22 protein-coding genes and 1 pseudogene are annotated in these 21572 nt (G+C 62.2%); 4 read left to right on the top strand and 19 right to left on the bottom strand.

Going from position 1 to position 21572, the window contains the following annotated elements:
- The 17 genes and pseudogenes from VC352_RS14490 to VC352_RS14410 all read right to left on the bottom strand — a co-directional run bounded on the left by VC352_RS14490 (position 1) and on the right by VC352_RS14410 (position 17021).
- A complete protein-coding gene (locus VC352_RS14490; protein WP_322980260.1) occupies positions 1–495 on the bottom strand; it encodes a chemotaxis protein CheW in 495 nt (164 codons plus the stop codon).
- Between the two features lie 2 nt (positions 496–497).
- Positions 498–2129, bottom strand: coding sequence for a methyl-accepting chemotaxis protein (locus tag VC352_RS14485; RefSeq protein ID WP_322980259.1), 1632 nt, complete (start codon positions 2127–2129; stop codon positions 498–500).
- 281 nt (positions 2130–2410) lie between these two features.
- A complete protein-coding gene (locus tag VC352_RS14480) occupies positions 2411–2914 on the bottom strand; it encodes a glycine-rich domain-containing protein (RefSeq protein ID WP_322980258.1) in 504 nt (167 codons plus the stop codon).
- Positions 2915–2941: 27 nt separating this feature from the next.
- Positions 2942–3223 carry a hypothetical protein gene (locus tag VC352_RS14475; protein WP_322980257.1) on the bottom strand — a complete coding sequence of 94 codons (282 nt, stop codon included), beginning with the start codon at positions 3221–3223 and terminating at the stop codon, positions 2942–2944.
- A 61-nt stretch (positions 3224–3284) separates the two neighbouring features.
- Positions 3285–4007 (bottom strand): hypothetical protein, encoded by a 723-nt coding sequence (locus VC352_RS14470; RefSeq protein WP_206418641.1) that lies wholly within the window; start codon positions 4005–4007, stop codon positions 3285–3287.
- Complete coding sequence (locus tag VC352_RS14465; RefSeq protein WP_322980256.1) at positions 3970–4305, bottom strand: hypothetical protein; 336 nt, start codon at positions 4303–4305, stop codon at positions 3970–3972. Before VC352_RS14465 ends, VC352_RS14470 begins: the two co-directional genes overlap by 38 nt.
- The gene (locus VC352_RS14460) at positions 4302–4880 is read right to left on the bottom strand and encodes a hypothetical protein (protein WP_322980255.1); all 579 of its coding nucleotides are present in this window, start codon (positions 4878–4880) and stop codon (positions 4302–4304) included. Before VC352_RS14460 ends, VC352_RS14465 begins: the two co-directional genes overlap by 4 nt.
- A gap of 46 nt (positions 4881–4926) precedes the next feature.
- Positions 4927–6006, bottom strand: a complete 1080-nt coding sequence (locus VC352_RS14455; protein ID WP_322980254.1) for an endonuclease NucS domain-containing protein — start codon at positions 6004–6006, stop codon at positions 4927–4929.
- A gap of 17 nt (positions 6007–6023) precedes the next feature.
- Positions 6024–7712 (bottom strand): restriction endonuclease subunit S, encoded by a 1689-nt coding sequence (locus VC352_RS14450; protein ID WP_322980253.1) that lies wholly within the window; start codon positions 7710–7712, stop codon positions 6024–6026.
- Positions 7709–8690, bottom strand: a pseudogene (gene rhuM / locus VC352_RS14445) (RhuM family protein). The gene VC352_RS14450 and the pseudogene rhuM overlap by 4 nt, the downstream one beginning before the upstream one ends.
- Before the next feature lie 18 nt (positions 8691–8708).
- Positions 8709–10175 carry a class I SAM-dependent DNA methyltransferase gene (locus tag VC352_RS14440; RefSeq protein WP_322980252.1) on the bottom strand — a complete coding sequence of 489 codons (1467 nt, stop codon included), beginning with the start codon at positions 10173–10175 and terminating at the stop codon, positions 8709–8711.
- A gap of 100 nt (positions 10176–10275) precedes the next feature.
- Complete coding sequence (hsdR, locus tag VC352_RS14435; protein ID WP_322980251.1) at positions 10276–12645, bottom strand: EcoAI/FtnUII family type I restriction enzme subunit R; 2370 nt, start codon at positions 12643–12645, stop codon at positions 10276–10278.
- Positions 12646–12816: 171 nt separating this feature from the next.
- Positions 12817–13344, bottom strand: coding sequence for an inorganic diphosphatase (ppa, locus tag VC352_RS14430; RefSeq protein WP_322980250.1), 528 nt, complete (start codon positions 13342–13344; stop codon positions 12817–12819).
- A gap of 78 nt (positions 13345–13422) precedes the next feature.
- Positions 13423–14250, bottom strand: coding sequence for a M90 family metallopeptidase (locus tag VC352_RS14425; RefSeq protein ID WP_322980249.1), 828 nt, complete (start codon positions 14248–14250; stop codon positions 13423–13425).
- Positions 14251–14329: 79 nt separating this feature from the next.
- Positions 14330–14785 (bottom strand): GNAT family N-acetyltransferase, encoded by a 456-nt coding sequence (locus tag VC352_RS14420; protein ID WP_322980248.1) that lies wholly within the window; start codon positions 14783–14785, stop codon positions 14330–14332.
- Positions 14786–14959: 174 nt separating this feature from the next.
- Positions 14960–15658: a FadR/GntR family transcriptional regulator gene (locus tag VC352_RS14415; RefSeq protein ID WP_322980247.1), complete on the bottom strand. Its 699-nt coding sequence runs from the start codon at positions 15656–15658 to the stop codon at positions 14960–14962.
- Between the two features lie 46 nt (positions 15659–15704).
- Positions 15705–17021, bottom strand: a complete 1317-nt coding sequence (locus VC352_RS14410; RefSeq protein ID WP_322980246.1) for a C4-dicarboxylate transporter DctA — start codon at positions 17019–17021, stop codon at positions 15705–15707.
- A 289-nt stretch (positions 17022–17310) separates the two neighbouring features.
- On the opposite strand from VC352_RS14410, the gene mpl reads away from it, so the two are divergent.
- The 4 genes from mpl to VC352_RS14390 all read left to right on the top strand — a co-directional run bounded on the left by mpl (position 17311) and on the right by VC352_RS14390 (position 19963).
- Positions 17311–18663, top strand: a complete 1353-nt coding sequence (mpl, locus tag VC352_RS14405) for a UDP-N-acetylmuramate:L-alanyl-gamma-D-glutamyl-meso-diaminopimelate ligase (RefSeq protein ID WP_322980245.1) — start codon at positions 17311–17313, stop codon at positions 18661–18663.
- Between the two features lie 81 nt (positions 18664–18744).
- On the top strand, positions 18745–19374 hold the full coding sequence (gene ubiX / locus VC352_RS14400) for a flavin prenyltransferase UbiX (RefSeq protein WP_322980244.1): 630 nt from the start codon (positions 18745–18747) through the stop codon (positions 19372–19374).
- 11 nt (positions 19375–19385) lie between these two features.
- Positions 19386–19676: a DUF2845 domain-containing protein gene (locus VC352_RS14395; RefSeq protein WP_322980243.1), complete on the top strand. Its 291-nt coding sequence runs from the start codon at positions 19386–19388 to the stop codon at positions 19674–19676.
- A complete protein-coding gene (locus VC352_RS14390) occupies positions 19673–19963 on the top strand; it encodes a YceK/YidQ family lipoprotein (protein ID WP_322980242.1) in 291 nt (96 codons plus the stop codon). The genes VC352_RS14395 and VC352_RS14390 overlap by 4 nt, the downstream gene beginning before the upstream one ends.
- Before the next feature lie 31 nt (positions 19964–19994).
- Here VC352_RS14390 and VC352_RS14385 read toward each other — a convergent pair whose 3' ends face one another.
- Both VC352_RS14385 and VC352_RS14380 read right to left on the bottom strand, forming a co-directional pair.
- Positions 19995–20474: a YbaK/EbsC family protein gene (locus tag VC352_RS14385; RefSeq protein ID WP_322980241.1), complete on the bottom strand. Its 480-nt coding sequence runs from the start codon at positions 20472–20474 to the stop codon at positions 19995–19997.
- Between the two features lie 152 nt (positions 20475–20626).
- A complete protein-coding gene (locus VC352_RS14380; RefSeq protein WP_322980240.1) occupies positions 20627–21493 on the bottom strand; it encodes an MBL fold metallo-hydrolase in 867 nt (288 codons plus the stop codon).
- Between the last annotated feature and the right edge of the window lie 79 nt (positions 21494–21572).

Here is a 21572-nt window from a genome sequence, read left to right as displayed (position 1 = left end):
TCAGCCCCTGTCCGCCGCCTGGAACAGCAGGGCGCGCATGCTGGCGTCGAGCAGGCCGGCCACTTCGATACGCTGGATCAGGCCCGCGCCCTTGCCCTGCACGGGGCCGAGATAATCGGGCTGGCCTGCTTCCAGGCCGCTGTTCTGGAAAGCCTCTTGCGGCAGACGCAGGGTGTTGCTCGCCTGTTCGAGAATCAGCCCCAGCACGGCGCCAGTTGCGGCCTGCGCTGTAGCGAAATGCACCAGCACCAGGCGCGTGCTGTTGCGTGCCAGGGCAGGGCGACCGAGCACGCGGCGGCTGAGGTCGAGCACCGGGATCATCTTGCCGCGATGCGCGAGCAAGCCGGCCACCCATTCCGGCGCCTCGGGAATCTGCTTGAGGCGGCGTAGCGGCAGCACCTCGACCACCTCACGGGCGGCCAGTGCATAGCGATCCTCGCCGAGCTGGAACTGCAGATGCAGTTCGCCGGCCGACGCCTTGCTGGAGGCTGACATGTTCAGACCTTGAAGCGGCTGACGCCAACGCGCAGGTTGTTGGCCACCTGGTTCAGCTCGTCGATGGCGCTACCCGCCTGGCGCAGCGAGTCGACCGTCTGGCTGCTCGCCTCGCTCAACTGCACCAGCGCCTGGTTGATCTGCTCGGCACCGGTGGACTGCGCCTGCATGCCCTCGTTGACCATCAGGATGCGTGGTGCCAGGGCTTGCACCTGCTGGATGATCTGGTTGAGCTGATCGCCCATCTGGGTCATCTCGCCGATGCCACGGCGCACCTCTTCGGAGAACTTGTCCATGCCCATCACGCCGGCCGACACGGCCGACTGGATCTCGCGCACCATCTGCTCGATGTCGTAAGTGGCCACGGCGGTCTGGTCGGCCAGGCGACGCACCTCCACGGCGACCACGGCGAAGCCCTTGCCATACTCACCGGCCTTCTCCGCCTCGATGGCGGCGTTGAGCGAGAGCAGGTTGGTCTGGTCGGCCACCTTGACGATGGTGGTGACCACCTGCGTGATGTTGCCGGCCTTCTCGTTGAGGATCGACAGCTTGCCGTTGACCACGTCGGCGGCGCCCATCACCTGATGCATGATCTCTTCCATGCGCGCCAGGCAGAGCTGGCCGGTGCCGGCGAGGATGGAGGTCTGCTCGGCGGTGTCGGACACCTCGCTCATGGTACGCACCAGATCGCGCGAGGTGGCGGCGATCTCCCGCGAGGTGGCGCCGATCTCGGTGGTGGTGGCGGCGGTTTCCGTCGCGGTAGCCTGCTGCTGGCGCGAGGTGGCGGCAATCTCGGTGACCGAGGTGGTCATCTGCACCGCCGAGCGCTGCGTATTGCCAACCAGCGCCTTGAGCTCGGTCACCATGCTATTGAAGCCTTGCTCGATGGCGCCGAACTCGTCACGGCGCTGCAGATCGAGCTTGGTCGACAAGTCGCCGTTTTCCAGCTCCTTGAGAGCGCCGACGATACTTTGCACGGGACGAGTGATGGCGCGCATCAGCAGCCAACCGGACACACCTGCTGCTACCACAGCGAACAAAATGGCCAGCAGCAGATCGACCTCCAGACCGAGCACTTCATCACGGATACTCTGCGCAGCGCGGTCTGATTGCAGACGATTGCTTTCGGTTAGCTCGTCAAGCGCCTTCTGCCCAGCGTCCCAGGCGGGAAACACATTCTGGAAACTGAAGTCACTGGCTTCACCAGGCAGGTTGCGGCTCAGCAGGTCACGCAATTGCGCATGCCTGCTCAGATACAGCTTGTGCTGCTGCTCGAAGCGCTCGAACAGCGCCTTGTCGTCTTCCAGGTGTATGGTGCGCGCATACTGATCGAGCAGTTCTCTGAGACTCTCCTCGATCTGAGTGAAGGCTTCGACATGGCTTGCAATGTTGCCGACATTGCTGCCGTTGACCGCTTCGATCAACGCACGACGGGTTTCCAGCATGTGCCGTGCCCACTCGTTCTGCGCCTTGCTGATGTAGTAAGAGCCCGGTATGGAATCCGTGAGCATGCTTTGCGCGCCGTCCTCGATCTGCTTGAGGCGCAAAAAGGAGGCCGCAGCCAGAAGAGCCAGAATGGCGATGATCAGCGTGAAACTGGCGATGATGCGATTGCGTACGGTGAGGGTCATCATAATTCTCGTTGCCCAGGCTGATCCTTGCTGGAAGTCGATTAAAGCATAGCGGCAAAGACCGCTGGCATGGCGCAGGCGACTGTGCCGGACGGTGGGCAAAGATGCCAATGGAAAAGCGTATTACGGCGTATTTTCTGACTGATCAGGCAGTGGTTTTCAGGGCATAACCCCCTGAAGCTCCCACCTCCGTTTGAGGTGAGAGCTTCAGGGGGGGGCGGGTCAGATATCAGCCAGCGTTGCAGGCATCACTCTGCTGATCCCTGTTTCAGAGTTGAGGCTGTTTACTGACAAGCGCCAGGCACGCGGCAGGCGCAGGTTGTCGGTACATGGCAGGCGTGATCTTTACAGCGCATGGCTTGGGCCTCATTACCGCCGCCTGGGTAGGCACCGAAGTGTTTTTCGTAAAGCGCGACGGTATGAGCGAACGCATTTGTCAGTTCCTGATAGTCCTCCTGACCGTAAATGCCGAAGTAGGGGTAGTGGTCGATGAAGCGGCCAAATACCTGATGGCAGTCCTCGCGGTAGGCGCGGGTATCGAGAATGTGTGCATGCCAGATGGCATCGACCTGCTTGCTCGGCACCAGTGCCACCGCCGGATACAGGCACTTGAGCGTCAGGAAGCGGCGGTACTCCAGCTCCGCCTCCTCCCATTGCTCGGCGCTCATTTCCGCCTCGGATGAGGCCGTGTACTTGTGCTTCAGGCGTGCAAAATCCAGCAGGCTGACCTGCAACTCCAGGCCATCGGCGGCCAGCAGTGGTTGTTTCAGTGCAATGATTGCAGTCATAGGGGTTTCTCCAATGAATGAAAGGAATCAGGGCTTGAGAGCCCGCCTTCGTTTCAGTTCACGTTCGAAACACTGGCGGCTGACCAGGCTGTGCGGCACGTAGCCGTTGGCGCTGATGCGGTAAAGCAGACGCCAGGCGCAACCCAGCTTGAACCGCACCAGGCCGTGACGACAGCGCACGCGCTTGCCACCCAGGGCAGTGAAGGGCGTGCCCTGGCGCAGCGCCTGATCGATTTCCAGGGCTTTGTGCTGATGGCAGGGGCTGACCTGGTGAGGGCAGCGGGTGAGGATTGATTGAATGGTATGCATGACTGGCTCCGTTGTGATGACGGAGCCAGTGTTCAGGTGTGGAATCCACTACCAAGACCGTTCATCGCCACGTATCCAGCAGCTCATCGAAGGCGCGTGCTTCTTCGTAGCGGCGCAGGATCATCTGGCGATACTGCAGTAGCAGGGGGTTCTGGGTGTTCAGGGCGAGTGCTGCCGAGTGCGCCTGTTCCAGTTCGCCATTGAGGTAGTGAGCCATCATGCTGTCGCCTAGTGACAGGGCCGCAGTCTGGCAGGCGAGTGCCCGCAGCAGGTTGCCGCCATAGTCGTCCAGGCCCATCTGCGGCAGGGTGTTGTTATCGAAGGGGTTGGGTAAGCGCACCTGCTTGAGGTCAACGTCCGATTCGAGCAGGTCGAGCAAGCGCAGCAACTCCTGATTGATCAGCCCCAGACTGGCGACCGATTGCCGCTCCAGCAGCAGGCTCCGGGCCCAGTCGGCATGCTCGCGGCGAACCTTGGGTTGCTCGAACAGGCGCAGAACCGTTTTCGGTTCACCGAAGATACCGTGCAGCACTATGGCATTGCTTAGCCCGACCAGATCACTGCGCGGCAGCGTCCAACGTTTGCGGCCGTTCGTGACGTAGCTGATTTCTTCTTCCTGTAACTGCAACACCTTGGCTTGGCTCAGCGCCTTGACCAAGGTGTTTACCGCATTGCGCAGCACCGGATGGCGAGCCACGGGAATACCGAACAGGCGCTCCACCGCCTGGGGCAGAGTCAGCCCTTGCTCAACGGCCACAGGCAGTTGCCAGCAAGGTGTCGACATCCTGCGGTTGCTCGAAGGCATGGCTGACGATGGTATTGGCCTGCTCACGCCAGTCGTTGGTGTTGCAGGTATTCTTGCGTTGGTACTCGTCCAGCACGCCTCGGCAATAACCGGCGCGCATCGCCTCGGAGAGCGACGTGAACTGTGCAGCGGCAAAGCGCAGTTCGTCGCGTTTGCCGTAGATGCTGACCAACTCGCGGCAGCCGTCGATCAATCGGGCGGCATCGGTATTGGCCTGGCTTGCCTGTAACGGCAGGCTGAAAAGAGTCAATGCACACAGCGGGTACAGGTAGTTCACAGCGAGACGTCCTTGTCGGGAGTAGAGGCGAGGGTGGGTTCCTGGCGCAGCGCCTGCTGTTTCGGCTGGGTGGCTACAGCATCGAGTGGGCGAGTAGGCGCGCCGAGATACAGGGCCAGCAGCACCATAGCCAGGCCAGTGATTTCGTAGGTCTTGAGAGTTATATCGCCATCGTTCATGGCATCCGCAGTGATCTGCCATTCCAAGGGCTGGCTCATGGCCCACAGCATTAACAGCATCATTACCCCCAGCAGGGTGAACTGGGTGATCAACGCCGTGCCCTGTGCGCTCAGTCCTCGCGCCAGGCCGCGCCAGAAGCCATAGCCGAATTGCCGGGCGTAATGGCAATGCCGCCAGGCCAGCAGCGTTGCCAGCACCATGAAGGCCCATTCGAACTGGGAGATATCGGCCAGCCCTTCACCGTATTCGAACACGATGCAGGTTGCCGCGATCAGGGCGGTCAGGCCCGTCAGCCAGAGAGCCAAATGTTTGAGACCGCGCAGCACATAACCGACGGCGTGGTTCAGGCCGATATCGAGTTGCTCCAGCAGAAAGCTTGGTATGGGGAGCTGCATGGGGCGTCCTTGTCCGTTTGAGGGTGTTGGCTGGGTTTGGCGCGCTTCAGTGAATACCGAAGCGTTCCTTGAGTCGCTCCACCGTCCAGCGCCATTTCGGCGTGGTCGGGCGGCAGATGGTGTTCTGGTTGCCGAACAGGCCGACCTCCTTCACCGCTTCGTTCAGCGGCAGGCTGTGTAGCCACTGCACGGGCACGAAGTATTCGCAGCGTTCGGGATCGTCGACGAACTCGCGGTGGTAGTCCGCCTGCAGCAGTTCCAGCGCCGGCCGTTCCTCGCCGTTGTGCGGCAGGCAGAAGTCCCTGGCCGGGGTGGCGTGGCCGGTGACCTTGGCCACGCCCACGTAACCGGCGCCGGGCACGTTGACCCACACACGGTCGCCGGGGGCGAGCATCTTCAGGCTGTTGCTGTACCAACTGCCGCCACCGCCGCAGATGAAACCGAAGTGCCGCGCCTCGGCCCAGTCGCGCGTGCTGCTGTGGCCGAAGGATCCATAGAACTCGCCATTCCACGGCTCGGCTGGCGTGCCCGGTTTACTGGCACTGCTGGCCTGCGGCGCCTCGGTTGGGTCGAGCAGCCAGGCGCGGCTGATCAGTTGTTGTTCGCCCAACTGGAACACCTGGAAGCACAGCACGTTGATGGCGATATCGCGCTCGCTCAGATAGCCGACGATGCGCTCGCTGCTGGCATCCAGCTCGGCGGCGACGATGACGATCTGATGGCTCTGGTTCAGTGCCTCGGCCTCCAGCGGTGCGCCAAAGCGCGCCTGGAAGTCCGCCGCCAGGTCGGCGCCGGGTTTGAAGCGCTGGTAGATGGCCTCGATATCGTTGGCCTGCAACCGCTCGACCCACACCGCATAGTCCAGCGCCTGCGCCACCACCTCGCGCGGGGTGCGCTCGCGCTTGAGCTCAATCAGCACCAGCGAGGCATCCGGCGCCAGCGCCAGCAGGTCGATGCGCCCGCCCTGGCCGGTGCTTTCCTGACGGCCGATCAGCAGCCAGTCCTCGGAGAGCAGCGCCGGAGCGCTGACGATCATGTCTTCGAGAAACTGCTCGCTGGCCAGCACGGCGTTTTTCAGCGGCGCCGGCTGCGCGCCGACCGTCCAGATTTGCGTGCGAATGGGCATCCCTGCACTCCTGTTGGTTAGGCCACGGCCTGCTCGACCAGGGCACAGGCCAGTTGCTCATGCACCTGACGGGCCTGGTTCAAGCGGGCTTTGAGTTGGTCGCAGAGCGCCATCAGTTGATCGACTTTGGCGACGATGCGGTGTTGTTCTTTTTCAGGCGCAAGAGGGAATAGCTTTGAAAGATATTCGCCCTGTGCCAAGTGTCCATGTGTCGAATTGGTTATTTTTAGCTGTGTCGCATTGATAAGTCGAAGGCCATAAATCAGATAGTCGCGATTAACGCTTTGTGGGCGAAAAATTTTCCACATATTTTGATTTAGAACGGCTGGCAAGCAGCTTTCATCGACAACCCCGATCTTCCCAAGGCTACCGCCAACCATAACGAGCAAGATCTCGCCTGCCTCTAAATTCACGCTTTGATAGGTGGAATTGGCCGCAGCTGGGTCAATGTACTTTGCGTCTGTTAGGTCAAGCGTGCCATCTGGATTGATATTGGTAACTCGCAATACAAATGTCCCAGAGTTTCTATATTCCGAGCTCTTAAATGCATGCCCAGTAATTGCTTCTACTACCTGTCCAAGCCTTACCCACTGCCACCCTTTCGGCAAATCGAATGGCCTTTCCTCCTCGTCAACATCCGCTAGCGGTTTCTGTTTCTTGAGCTTGCCTTCTGCCACCAACTGCGCCTTTTCCTCAGCAATCCGCTTAAGCAACTCACTGGCCGGTTCATCGTTAGGATCTTGCGGCACCAGTTTGCCCATCACGGCCAGTTGCAGCAGGGTTTGCTTGAGGGCGTCGATACTGGATTCGGTGGTGAACAGGGTGTGGAAGTGTTCGGCCAGACGCTGCCAGCTTTGCGCAAAATCCTCGGCATCGCGGGCCTGGGACAGGCTGTCCAGCAGCGCCTGCACCAGTTGGGCGTGGGCACTGTCGGTATCGGCCTGCCGGGCTTCCAGCCGGTCGCATAGAGTCATCAGCTCATCGACTTTGGCGACGATGCGGTGTTGTTCGGCAAGAGGCGGAAGCCCCGTTACGGTGGCGACAATTTTTTCTCGTGAAATGTTTGGCTGCGCCCCACCAGCACCTTGCCCAATGAAATTCGATTTCATCGCTTTTAGGGTAAGCAGCAAATATCTATTGAACACACCATTGAACGGCGTGCAGGCACAGACAGCCTGGTTTGTTGTGCCTTCCACGTTCAAGATTGCTGTTTTACCAATGGTCGCGCCGTACATTGCAATTAGCACGTCGCCGGGCTTGTTTCGGCGTAATGAGCATTCTTTGAGCGCTAGCTCAGTAACTGTTTCTTCCGAAACAGAAATGAAATCTGCAACAAGTTCACCTGACTTGAACCATGGCATTTCTCCGCCGTAATAGCTGGAGTTCCCCCTAGCAGGAGTGGCACCGGCTCCCCAATCACCAATTTGACCTAGCCGTATCCACTCCCAACCTACAGGCAGCTTGAACTGCATTTCATCTTGTTCGATATCAGGTAAAGGCTTCCCCTTGCGAATTACCTTCTGGTCAATGAGTTGTGTTTTTTCTCTCTCGATCCGCTTGAGCAACTCACTGGCCGGCTCATCATTCGCATCTTGCGGCACCAGCTTGCCGCGCACCGCCAGCTCCAGAATCAGCTCACGCAGTTTCTTGATGCCATTGGGCGCGCCGGCCAGCAGTGGCAGGTTATCGGTGAGCAAAGCGGTCATGGGCGAGGTTCCGGGGCGAGCATGTTCATGATCAAGGCTATCAATGTGTCTTTCTGTGCGGAGGACGGGCTAGGCGGCTAGCGGGGTCAGCGCGGCCAGGCCGGTGTCGTTGATCCGCCGGTTGCCCTGGGCGTCAAGCAGGCGGCCGTTACGGTGCAGAAAGTCGACGAACAGATAGGCGCCGCTGCGTTTGTTGCCATCGGCGAAGGGGTGGTTCTTGACCACGAAATACAGCAGGTGCGCGGCCTTGCTTTCCAGGCTGGGGTAGGCCGGCTCGCCAAACACGCTCTGCTGCAGGTTGCCGAGCAGCGCGGCGAGGCCGTCGCTGCGTTCGCGGGCGAACAGTTCGCTGGCTTCGCCTCGGGCCATCAACTGGGCTTTCAGGCCCAGCAGGTGCTGGCGCGCGCTGGCCAGGCTGGGCAATTCACCACCGGGGCTGCCGACGGGTTCGCTGAGCAGACCTTCGTCATAGCGTTGCAGCCAGAGAAAGGTCTGGGTGTAGCGGCTGACGATTTCCACCAGCCCACGGCCACCCTCGCTATCCAGTTCTGGCACGCGCGCCGTCTTGCGCACCAGCTCCAGTGCCGCTTCCAGCTCGCGGGCGTTGGCTTCGAAGCGTTCGCGGTTGAGGCTGTAGCCCTGGGTCAGGTGTTGCTTGAGTACCTGGCTGGCCCATTGCCTGAAGCGTGTGCCTTGCTTGGAGTTGACCCGATAGCCCACCGACAGCACGGCATCGAGGTTGAAGAACTCGACCTGATAGGTTTTGCCATCAGAGGCAGTTGTTGCATTTTTTGCAACCACTGCGGCGCGCTCCAATTCCCCTTCGGCGAATACGTTGCGCAGGTGGCGGGAAATCACGGATTTGTCCCTGGCGAAGAGCTCGGCCATCTGTTGCAGGCTGAGCCAGACGGTTTCTCGCTCCAGCTTGACGCTGATGCTGCCGCTGTCGCTTTGGTAAATCACGATCTCACTGTTCATGGTCTTCCTCCGTGCAGGCTAGGCGCGAGTCAACGCTTCATTCAGCACGGCCTTGAGCTGGTCACGCAACTCACCGATCTCGCCTTGTAGCGTGGCGTAATTACGCAGCAGCTCGTCCGGGTCGTGGCTGATCTGCTCACCGACGTGCGGGTTCTTGCAGTCCAGGTTCCAGTTACGCGCCTTGATCTCGTCCAGGCTGACCTTCCAGGCGAACTCGTTTTCCACCCGTGCGGCAAAGCCGTCGGCCTCGCTGCCCCACCAGGCTTCTTCAACGGCGAACTCTTCGATGCGCATTGGCTTGGTCTTGGAGTAGTTCTTAACGCCAGCCGGGTACTGGTGCTCGTAGAACCACACGTTTTTGGTGGGCGTGCCCTTGGTGAAGAACAGCAGGTTGGTCTTGATGCCGGTGTAGGGGTTGAATACGCCATTGGGCAGGCGAACGATGGTGTGCAGGTTGCATTCGGTGAGCAGCTTTTCCTTGATGCGGCTCTTGATGCCTTCGCCAAAGAGGAAGCCATCGGGCAACACCACAGCGGCGCGGCCACCGTCTTTGAGCAGGTGCATGATCAGCACCAGAAACAGGTCGGCGGTCTCGCGGGTGCGGAAGGCTGCGGGGAAGTTGCTTTCGATGCCGTCTTCTTCCATGCCGCCGAACGGCGGGTTGGCGACGATGCAGTCGACCCGCTCGCTCGGCCCCCAACTGATCAGCGGGCGGCTCAGGGTGTTGTCGTGCTTGATCTGGCTGGGCACCTCGATGCCGTGCAGGATCATGTTGGTGGTGGCCAGCAGGTGCGGTAGCGGCTTTTTCTCCACGCCGAAGATGCTGGCTTGCAGCACGCGTTCGTCCTCGGCGGTATTGGCGTAGCGATTGCGCTTGTGCTCGATGGCGCAGGTGAGGAAGCCGCCAGTGCCGCATGCCGGATCCATGACCTTCTCGTGCAGCTTGGGGTCGACCATACGCACCATGAACTCGGTGACCGGGCGCGGGGTGTAGAACTCGCCGGCATTGCCGGCGTTCTGCAGGTCGCGCAGCAGTTGCTCGTACATGTCGCCGAAGGCGTGACGTTCCTGCGCCTTGTTGAAGTCCACGCCTTCCTGAATCTTGTTGATCACCTGGCGGATGAGGTGGCCGGACTTCATGTAGTTGTAGGCGTCCTCGAACACACCACGCACCACATAGGCCGCCGGGGTGGTGCTGTACTCGTGGAGGTTCTGCAGTTGCGGGAACAGGTTGTTGTCGATGAAGTGCTTGAGTTCATCGCCAGTGATGCCTTCCGGGTTGGCCGCCCAGGTGCGCCAGCGGCAACTGTCGGGCAGCGGCGAGCGGTAGTCGCTATTCATCAGTTCCCATTCCAGCTCGCGGTCATCGAAGATCTTGAGAAACAGCATCCATACGAGCTGGCCGATGCGCTGAGCGTCGCCGTCGACGCCGACGTCCTTGCGCATGATGTCCTGGATGGATTTGATGGTTGAGCTGATGGACATGGTGACTTCCGGGCAGGTACGGCAAAGCGGGGAATTGTAATGGGGTTGGTGGGTAAGGTGGGCAAGGCTGCACCGTTGCCCACCTTACTGGCGGCGCTGGCTAGCTGGCGTAAAGCTCGGTTTCCAGCTCATGCAGCGCCTTGTCGTAGCCGGCGCGGTCGCCGAAGGCTCTGACCAGCTCCATCGGCGCGCCGATCTGCCGGAACGGGTCGAGCTGGAGAATGCGGATGTCTTCGATATGCTCGATGCCGGTGTCGGCGTATTTGTCGAGCAAGGCTTCCAGCACCTGGCGGGCGGCGCCGGAGTACCTGGCGAAGTAGTTGCGCTTCTTCACCTGCTCGGCGCGCTCCTTGCGAGTCAGCGGCGGCTGGTCGAAGGCGATGTGGCAGATCAGGTCGAAGGGGTCGAGGGCCTGGCCGCGCTTGGCCTCGACTTCTTCGGCCAGCGCTTCCCACATCACGCCCTGGGCGGCGAGTTCGTCGATGATGGCTTTCTTCTGCTCGGCACTGCTCCACAGGCGCAGGAAGTCATCGAGCGAGGCGAACTGCTTCTGCACGCAGGTGCGGGTGTAGTCGCGCAGCGACTCGGTGATCAGCTTGCCGTCCGGCCCGTAGTACTGCACGCGCTCGGCGATGACGTAGATTGGTACGCTGTCGATCACGTACTTGATGCGCTTCTTGCCGCTCTCGTCGCCGTCGTCGGTTTCGTCTCCTTCGGGCAGCCAATCGCCACCGTCGACGATGCCGTCTTCATCGTCCAGCGGGCTGTCCGGTGGCACGGGCGTTGCGTCACCTTCGGGGCTGTAGATCACCACCGGCTCGCCATCGAAGGCCGGGTCGGCAAACAGTTCGGTGGCTTTCTTGAAGTCCATGATGGTGAACCAGTACTTGCCGTAGTCCTCGTTGATGCGCGTGCCACGGCCGATGATCTGTTTGAACTCGGTCATGGACTTGATGTGCTGGTCGAGCACGATCAGCTTGCAGGTCTGGGCATCCACGCCGGTGGTCAGCAGCTTGCTGGTGGTGGCGATGACCGGGTAGCGCTGCTCGGGGTTGATGAAGTTGTCCAGCTCGGCCTTGCCTTCCTGGTCATCGCCGGTGATGCGCATGACGTACTTGCGGTTCTCGGCGATGCGCTCGGGGTTGAGGTTGAACAGAGCTGAGCGCATGCGTTCGGCGTGGTCGATGTCGTCGCAGAAGATGATGGTCTTCTGGTACGGGTCGGTGGCCTTGAGGAACTCGGTGACCTTGGCCGCCACTGTCCAGGTGCGCGCTTCGATGACCAGGTGGCGATCCATGTCCTTGAGGTCGTAGATGCGGTCTTCGATCAGTTCGCCGTTCTTGTCGCGCATGCCCTTGGGCGGGCGCCAGCCTTGCAGATCCTTGTCGAAGTCGATGCGCACCACCTTGTAGGGCGCGAGGAAGCCGTCTTCGATGCCTTGCTTGAGGCTGTAGCTGTACACCGGCTCGCCGAAGTAGGTGCTGCTGGAAACCTCCTTGGTTTCCTTAGGCGTGGCGGTAAGGCCGATGTGGGTGGCGCTGGAGAAGTAGTCGAGTATCTCGCGCCAGGCGGAGTCGGCAGCGGCGCTGCCGCGATGGCATTCGTCGATGATGATGAGGTCGAAGAACTCGGGCGAGAACTGCTTGTAGATGTTCTTGTCTTCTTCGGCGCCGGTGACGGCCTGGTACAGCGACAGGTAGATCTCGTAGGACTTGTCGATCTGCCGCTTGGCGATCTTGGTCATCGCCGGGCCAAAGGGCTTGAAGTCCTTGCTCTTGGTCTGGTCGACCAGAATGTTGCGGTCGGCGAGAAAGAGGATGCGTTTCTTCTGCCCGGACTTCCACAGGCGCCAGATGATCTGGAAGGCGGTGTAGGTCTTGCCGGTGCCGGTGGCCATCACCAGCAATATGCGATCCTGCCCGCGTGCGACGGCCTCGACCGTGCGGTTGATGGCGTTCATCTGATAGTAGTAAGGCGCGCGCCCAGAGCCGTCGTCATAGTACGGCGCCTGCGCCTTCTGCTGGGCCGGGGCATCCAGGCCCTTCCACTGGCAATAGCGTTGCCAGAGTTCGTCCGGGCTGGGGAATTGGTCGAGGCTCAGCGCGGTTTCCACCTGGCTGCCGGTGCCGCTGCGGTCATGGAAGAGAAAGCCATCACCGTTGCTGGAGAACACGAAGGGCACGTCGAGCGATTCGGCATAACCGAGCGCCTGCTGCATGCCCGAGCCGAGGGAGTGCTTGTTGTCCTTGGCCTCGATCACGGCGATGGGCAGGTTGGGCTGGTGATAGAGGATGTAGTCGGCCCGGCGCGCCTCACCACGGCTGTGCAGCTTGCCGCGCACGATGATGCGGCCCTTGGTGAAGCTGACTTCCTCGCGCACCTGCTTGTGCAGATCCCAGCCCGCAGCGGTGATGGCGGGGGTGATGTATTTGCTGCAGATGTCGCGCTCGGAAAGCGATTTTTTATCCATGACCAGCTACGTCCTTATGGCGTGCTGCGGACTTTACCAGAGCCGAATGCAGGCATGGCGCCAGTATCGCTCTGCGAGGCGGTCTCATGGTTGAAACTGAGGTTGGTTTTTGCCCGGAAGCAGGCAATAAAAAAGCCGGCTTATGGCCGGCTTTTAGGAGGTGGTCAGGGCTTATTTTTGGTAAGCCGCGACTGCCTTGATGATCAGGCCGCGGGCTTCTTCAGCGCCACCCCAGCCTTCTACCTTGACCCACTTGCCCTTCTCGAGATCCTTGTAGTTCTCGAAGAAGTGCTTGATCTGCTCGATCAACAGCGCGGGCAGGTCGGTGTATTCCTGGACGTCTTTGTACAGAACGCTCAGTTTGTCGTGCGGAACGGCAACCAGTTTGGCGTCGCCGCCGGCTTCGTCGCTCATGTGCAGGACGCCGACCGGACGGGCGCGGATCACCGAACCCGGAGCAACCGGGTAAGGGGTCACGACCAGCACGTCGAGGGGGTCGCCGTCGTCAGCCAGGGTGTGCGGGATGAAACCGTAGTTGGCCGGGTAGAACATCGGCGTGGCCATGAAGCGATCGACCATCAGGCAGTCGGTGTCATGGTCGATTTCGTATTTGATCGGCGCGTGGTTGGCCGGGATTTCGATGGCAACGTAGATGTCGTTCGGCAGGTCTTTACCAGCCGGGATCTTGCTGTAGCTCATGGGGGAAACTCCCAGGGAGGGCCAAAAAAGTGGGGCGCATTATAGGCGTATTCGCGGTGCGTTACTACGGCGGGCTACTCAGCCATTGGTCGCGTTTTCGACCGCTTTGTAGTCAGGGTGTTCCGCCTGCAAACGCTGTAATCGGGCGAGGCTGTCCTGGCGGTAGAACAATGCCAGTTGCCGGTAGACCTCGGGGAAGGCGTCTGCCAGCAGATCCGGGGCGGTGAAGAAGTACTCGCTGGTCACGGCGAAGAATTCTGCCGGGGCTTCGGCGGCGTAGGGATCGATGGCCGTTTCGGCGTCGGGGTTGGCATCCAGTTCGGCGTTGAGTGCGTCATAGGCGCTCTGCATGGCCGTTGCCCAGTCCTGCACGCGCATGTCGCTGTGCAGCGGCGGCAGGCCGTTGGCACCGCCTTCGAGCATATCCAGCTTGTGCGCCAGTTCGTGGATCACCAGGTTGTAGCCCCCCCAGCCGCCACTGCTTTCGACGCCGGGCCAGGCGAGGATCACCGGGCCTTGCTGCCAGGCCTCGCCACTGCGCTCGTCGTCCCATTCGTGCTCGATGCCGGCGGCATCGCGGTGGCGCTGCGGGCTGAGGAAGTCGCCAGGGTAGAGGACGATCTCGTGAAAACCCTGATACCAGTCCAGATCACCCAGGTGCAGCAGTGGCAGTTGGGCCTGAGCCGCCAGCAACAGGCGCTCGAACGGGCCGAGTTCGACGCCGGGCAGGGCGGTCAGGTGCTTGTCGTGGAGGAACAGCACGGCGCGTTCACGCAGGTGCTGCAGTTCCAGATCATCCAGGCCGTCGAGAATCGGCAGGCGTTTGCGCACCTCGCCCCACAGCTGCGGGGCGATCGGGTTGCGTTCGAGGATGCGGCGGCGACGCCAGGCCTTGAGTGACCACATGGGGAAAGATTCGCGGCTGAAAACCCGGCCACCTTAAGGGCGCTGGATGCTTGCGGCAAGCCAGCGCGCGGCCGGTATCTCAGTCTTCGTTGATCGGCAGGACGTAGTTCTTGAACTGCTCGTCCTCGCGGAAACCGATCGACTCGTAAACCTTCTGCGCCACTTCGTTGTCGCGGCTGGTGGCCACGCGCATGCGCACGGCGTTGGTTTCCTTGGCCATCTGCTTGGCGGTATGCAGCAGGCGGTCGGCGACCAGTTGCCGGCGAGCATCTTCGGCCACGTAGATGTCGTTGAGGATCCACACGCGCTTGAGCGACAGCGAGGAGTAGCTGGGGTAGAGCTGGCAGAAGCCGAGCAGCTTGTCTTCGTCGTCGGGCATGGCCAGGTAGATCACCGACTCCTTGCGGCGCAGACGCTTCTCGAGGAATTTGCGCGAGGACTCGGGGTAGGGCAGTTCGTTGTAGAACTCGCGGTATTTGACGAACAGCGGGGTCAACAGGTCCAGGTGCTCCAGGGTGGCTTGGACGATGCGCATGGTAAGGCCTCGGCTTCTGTAGAAGGGCTGGAGTGGCGATGCAGCTGTTGTGCCAGCGGGCCAGTCGATGCTGCCTCAAAGCCAGTTGAAAGCGCAATCCAAGCAAGCGTTTGAATTACTCGGGTCTGCTCGGTATGGCGTTGTCGCGTTCCCCGGCATGCCTGTCGCAGCGCTTCAGGTCGGCGGCAACTGCAATTGCAGGCCGAGGCGATCGCCTTCGTTGAGAATGTGCTGGCGCATGGCGCGGCTGGCCAGCTCGCTGTCGCGACGGCGAATGGCGCGCAGGATGGTCTCGTGTTCGTCGAGGATCTGTTCGGCGTGTTCCGGCTCGCGCAGCGTCGGGCCTTCGCTGCGCGCCAGGGCGCCTGCGGTTTGCTGGGAGACGCTGAGGAAGATCGGGTTGGAGGTGATGGCGATCAGCTTGCGGTGGAAGGCCGTGTAGGCGCTCGCCAGCGCCTGCGTGTTGCGATCCTCGACGGCCTCGCGCATGTCCATCACCAGCAGGCGCAGCTGGCTCAACGCGTTGTCGTCGACCGACTGCGCCACCAGGCCGGCGATGAAGGGTTCCAGCGCGTAGCGCAGTTGCAGCACGTTCTCCAGGGGGGCGGCGTGAGGCGGGCTCTCAACTGCGGCATCGCCCAGTCGCGGCGGCGTGCTGTCGAGTACCAATACGCCCTTGCCAGGCAGGGAGCGCAGCACGCCCAGGGTTTCCAGGACTGTGATGGCTTCACGCAGGCTCGGCCGGCTGATCTGCAGTTGCTCGGCCAGTTCACGCTGGCCGGGCAGCATCTGCCCGGCCGCCCACTGCCCGCGCTCGATGGGTTCGAGCAGCTTCTGCACGATCGAGTCGACGCGTTTGGATGACGCGAACATTGAGCCTTCCCTCTGTTATGGAGCCATCATGCCTGGTTGCCGGGCCTCAGGCGTCCGTGCGACCGGGCTGCGCCAAGGTGTCTGAAGCCCCATTCGCGCGGGCCTGAACGTGATCGGCGATGCACCGCTGCGCCTGGGCCAGATCCATGTCGTTCTCCCAGCGGGCGATAGCCACGGTGGCGACGCAGTTGCCGGTCAGGTTGGTCAGCGCCCGGCCGATGCCCATGAACCAGTCCACGGAGAGTACCAGCACCAGCCCGGCAGCAGGGATGGCCGGCACCGCCGTGAGGGTGGCGGCGAGGATCACCAGTGCCGAGCCGGGAATGCCGTGGGCCCCCTTGGAGGTGACCAGCGACACCAGCAGGATGGTCAGCAGATCGCCAACCGAAAGCGGCGTGCCGGTGGCATGGGCGATGAACACCACGGCCAGGGTGAGGTAGATGGAGAAACCGTCCAGGTTGAAGGAGTAGCCGGTGGGGATCACCAGGCCGACGGTGGAGCTGCGAATGCCGAGGCGTTCCAGCTTGCGCATCACCTGTGGCAATACCGCATCGGACGAGGCGGTGCCGAAGACGATCACCAGTTCCTCGCGGAAGTAGCGCAGAAATGGCAGCAGCGGCAAACCGCAGATGCGCAGCACACTGCCCAGGATCAGTACCACGAACAGCACACAGGTGAGATAGAACACGCCGACCAGCGCGCCCAGGTGGCTCAGCGATTCGAGGCCGTAGCGGCTGGTGGTGAAGGCCACCGCACCGAACACGCCGATGGGCGCCAGGCGCACGATCATGCCCATGATGCGGAAGATCACGTGGCTGACCTCGCCGATCAGCCTCGACACCCCGGCGGCCTGTTCGCCCACCAGGTTCAGTGCGCTGCCGAACAACACGGCGAACAGCAGCACCTGGAGGATGTTGTTCTCGGCGAAGGCGCTGAATACCGAGGTGGGAATCAGGCCGAGGATGAACTCGATCGGGCCACGCAGGTGCGCGCCGGAATTCAGCGCCGCTGCATCATTGCCGGAGAGGCTGGCCAGGTCGATGTTGGCTCCCGAGCCCAGCCCCAGGCCATAGGCCACGGCGAGGCCGATGACCAGAGCAACCGTGGTCAGCACCTCGAAGTAGATCACCGACTTCAGGCCGATGCGTCCGACCTTCTTCAGATCACCCGCCCCGGAAATACCGTTGACCACGACGCAGAAGACGATCAGCGCGATAAGCATCTTGATCAGCTTGATGAAGCCGTCGCCGAGAGGTTTGAGGTGCGATGACAGCTCAGGCAGCGTGACGCCGACGAGGATGCCGAGGATCAGGCCGATGATGACCTGCAGGAATATCGAGCGTGAGCAGAGCTTGAGCAGCATGGCGGGGGTCTCCGTTCGGTCGCGTTCGCCGTACTTGTGAAGGTATCGTCGCGAACGCTATTCATTGTTGTGGTATTACCGGTCAGACCAGTCGAGCCTATGGCCAATGCCGAATGCTTGGCAAGCCCCATTCGTCCATCCTGGCTTTGGAGAAAATCGTTGGCGGGGTGCGACCTTTTGCGCAGGCTCCGGTCAAAAGTCGGCAGTGATGGGCATGGGGGCGGTTGGGCCGCTGTGCTAATCTGCGCCAAGCTTTCCGGGCTGAAACGGCCCGTTTCAGAGGTCATCCATGCATATCCACATTCTCGGTATCTGCGGCACCTTCATGGGGTCGCTGGCCGTTCTGGCCAAGGAACTTGGCCACCGCGTCACCGGCTCCGATGCCAATGTCTACCCGCCCATGAGCACCCAGCTCGAAGCCCAGGGCATCGAGCTGATGCAGGGCTATGACCCCGCGCACCTGCAGCCGGCGCCCGATCTGGTGGTGGTCGGCAACGCCATGAGCCGTGGCAACCCTGCGGTCGAGTACGTGCTGAACAAGGGCCTGCCCTATGTGTCCGGCCCGCAGTGGCTGGCCGACCACGTGTTGCAGGGCCGCTGGGTGATGGCGGTGGCCGGCACCCACGGCAAGACCAGCAGTTCGAGCATGCTGGCCTGGGTGCTGGAGCACGCCGGCATGGCGCCGGGCTTTCTGATCGGCGGCGTGCCGCAGAATTTCGGGATTTCCGCACGGCTGGGCGACACGCCGTTCTTCGTGGTCGAGGCCGACGAGTACGACAGCGCCTTCTTCGACAAGCGCAGCAAGTTCGTCCACTACCGCCCGCGCACGGCGATCCTCAACAACCTGGAATTCGACCACGCAGACATCTTCCCGGATCTGGCGGCCATCGAGCGGCAGTTCCACCATCTGGTGCGGATCATCCCCAGCGAAGGTCTGGTCATTCATCCGGCCAACGAAACCGCGCTGGCGCGGGTAATCGAGATGGGCTGCTGGACGCCGGTGCAGACCACCGGTGCAGACGGTCAATGGCAGGCGCGCCTGCTCAGCGCCGACGGCTCGCGCTTCGAGGTGAGCTTCGATGGCAAGGTCGAGGGTACCGTTGAGTGGAACCTGACCGGCCAGCACAACGTCGCCAACGCCCTGGCTGTGCTCGCTGCGGCGCGCCATGTCGGCGTGGTGCCGGCGCTGGGTATCGAGGCGCTGGGCAAATTCATCAACGCCAAGCGGCGTATGGAAAAGGTCGCCGAGGTGAACGGCGTGACCGTCTATGACGACTTCGCCCATCACCCGACGGCCATCGCCACCACCCTGGATGGCCTGCGCAAGCGCGTCGGTGATGACACCCAGGTGATCGCGGTGATCGAGCCACGCTCCAATTCGATGAAGCTGGGCGCCCACCGTGATGGCCTGGCCGAGTCCGCCGAACAGGCTGATGCGGTGTTCTGGTACGCACCGCCGAACTTGGGCTGGGATCTGGCCGCCACCGTGGCGCAGGCAAGCAACCCGACGCGGGTGTGCGATTCGCTGGAGTCGATCATCGACGGCGTAAAAGCGCTGGCGCGTCCTGGCACCCAGGTGGTGATCATGAGCAACGGTGGTTTCGGTGGCCTGCATGGCAAGCTGGCCAAGGCTCTGGCTTGAAACGCATAGCCCAGCAGTAGGGCGGATGAAACCCGCCACAGATCAAGAACCGGCGGGTTGCACCCGCCCTACGGAGCATCCATGAGCGGCCCCGAACGCATTACCCTGGCCATGACCGGCGCCTCTGGCGCGCAATATGGCCTGCGCCTGCTCGATTGCCTGGTGCAGGAAGATCGCGAAGTGCACTTCCTGATTTCCAAGGCCGCGCAACTGGTCATGGCCACCGAAACCGACGTGGCCTTGCCGGCCAAGCCGCAGGCCATGGCGCAGTTCCTCACCGAGTACACCGGCGCGGCGCCCGGACAGGTGCGTGTTTATGGCAAGGAAGACTGGATGGCACCAGCGGCCTCCGGCTCCGGCGCGCCGACCGCCATGGTGGTGGTGCCGTGCAGCACCGGTACCCTGTCGGCCATTGCCACGGGCGCCTGCAACAACCTGATCGAACGCGCTGCCGACGTGGCGCTGAAGGAGCGGCGGCAGTTGATCCTGGTGCCGCGCGAGGCGCCGTATTCGAGTATCCACCTGGAGAACATGCTCAAGCTGTCGAATCTGGGCGTGACCATCCTGCCGGCGTCGCCCGGTTTCTATCATCAGCCGCAGACGCTGGATGATCTGGTGGATTTCGTCGTTGCACGCATCCTCAACTGCTTGGGCATTCCCCAGGACATGCTGCCGCGTTGGGGCGAGCATCATCTGGTATCGGAAGACTAGGGAGCACCTGCATGTCCATTGCCATTCGCGCCGTACTCGGCGCCACACTGCTGGTTGGGTTGCTGCCCTTGGCGCAGGCGTCCATGCGTTGCGGCAATGCATTGATCGATGAAGGCCAGCTCACCACCGATGTGCTGCGCATCTGTGGTGAGCCGGATCAGCGTGAAGTCATCCCGGCCAGTACCCAGCAGGGCGGTGGCGTGACGGTCGAGCAATGGATCTATGGCCCGCGTAACGGTGTCTACCGCTACCTGCGCTTTCTCGACGGCAAGCTGGTCGAAATCAGGACGACGCGCGGATGAAAAAGCCCTTGTTACTGTCTGGCCTGGTGCTGCTGAGCCTGACGGGGTGCGCCACCGTGCGCACCCTGGATGCAGCCAAGCCCGGTGCACCGGTGGTGTACGCCGGCACCCGGCTGGACTGGTACACGATCAATGGCGGCTGCTGCCCGCTGGATCGCTTCGGTGCTGAGGCGCCGCGTTATGCCGGGCTCGATCTACCGGCCAGTGCGCTGCTCGATACGCTGTTGTTGCCACTCTCGCTGGCCACCGCGCTGGGTGTGAATCTGGGGATCAGTGGCGGGCTGTAACTCGCATGCAATCCGGAAAAGCTGGCGTATGTCAGCAGGCCTCGGTTTCCACTTCCTGACAGACGTCGATCCACTCGGCCTCCACCAGCTCGGCCATGCGCTGCGGGGCGATGCGCACGGCACTATGCGTGGCACCGGCGGCTGGCAGCACTTCGTCGAAGGCCAGTAGCGAACGGTCGCAGTAGACGCTCAGCGGCGTAGCCAGGCCGAACGGGCAGACACCGCCGACCGGGTGGCTGGTCAGCTCGACCACCGTTTGCGCATCGAGCATGCGCGCCTTGGCACCGAAGCACTCCTTCATCTTGCGATTGTCGATGCGCGCGTCACCACGGGCGACGATCAGCACGTCGCGTTCGGCGATGCGAAAGGCCAGGGTCTTGGCGATCTGCCCTGGCGTCACGCCATGGGCCTCGGCAGCCAGCGCCACGGTGGCGGTGCTCGACGGCAGTTCGATGATGGTGATATCGGGCGCCTTGGCGGCGAAGAAGGCGCGAACGGAGGCCAGGCTCATGAAGCGGTTCCCCAGTTACTGTCGAGTGGCCGCGGCCAGCCTCCCTCTGGCCTGGCGCGGCCCGTCCTGGGGCGCCGTTGTGGTCACGACCACGGCTGTATGAAGCGGCCATGCTGCGCGTCGGGCGCACTCTGCGTCAATACCTTGCGCTATCACGTTGCCAGCAGATGGGCCTGCTTTGCCGCTTCATCCAGGCCATAACGGCCTTTTTCGTCGCATGACACCCGGCCGATGGCGATCTGCGGGTCATGGGTGAACACCAGGCGCCCGCCACGGGCGAGCAGGTCGGCCAGCAGTGCCTGTTTCTCTTCGATCAGCCCTTCGGGGAAACGGTCGTAGCCCATGGTAATGGGCAGGTGCACCCAAGGCGCGCCAGGGATCAGGTCGCCCGGAAATACCACCGGCCCGCCGGGCATCGCCACTTCCGGGAGCAACTGGCCGGGAGTGTGGCCATCGCTCCAGTGCAGGCGCCAGTCCGGGCCGAGCAGCTCGCAGTGCGGTTGGTCGTCGATCAGGTGCAGGCGGCCGCTGTTTTCCAGTAGATCCAGCAGCTCCGGGATATAGGACGCGCGGTCACGGGCGTGAGGCTGACGCGCACGCTGCCACTGGCGGCGCCCGGTGATGAAGTGTGCGTTGGGAAACAGCAGGCGCGCCGGCGTGTCCGCCTGCCAAGCGGCAAGCAGGCCACCGGCGTGGTCGAAGTGCAGGTGGGTGAGCACCACGATATCGATGTCGGCGTCGCTCAGGCCGAGCTTCGCCAGTTCGTCGAGCAGGACGTGGCGGTCTTCCTGTACGCCGAAGCGCTCTTTCAGCTCGGGGCTGAAAAAGGCGCCGATGCCGGTTTCCACCAGGATGTTGCGCTCGTCTTCCTGCACCAGCAGGGCGCGACAACCGAGGTCGATGCGGTTCTGCTCGTCGGCCGGCATCCAGCGTTGCCACAGGGCCTTGGGGGCATTGCCGAACATGGCGCCGCCGTCGAGTTTCTGGCTGTTACCGGTGAGGGTGGTCAGGGTTCGCATGAGGGACTCTTGTTATTGGTTGTGGTGCGGAGGGGATTGTAGCCCAGGGCAATTCTGGGCACGGCCCGCCGACTCTTGC

The sequence above is a fragment of the Pseudomonas sp. C11 genome (assembly GCF_034683865.1).
GTDB lineage: Bacteria > Pseudomonadota > Gammaproteobacteria > Pseudomonadales > Pseudomonadaceae > Aquipseudomonas.
This window is presented reverse-complemented; position numbering and strand designations above follow the sequence as displayed.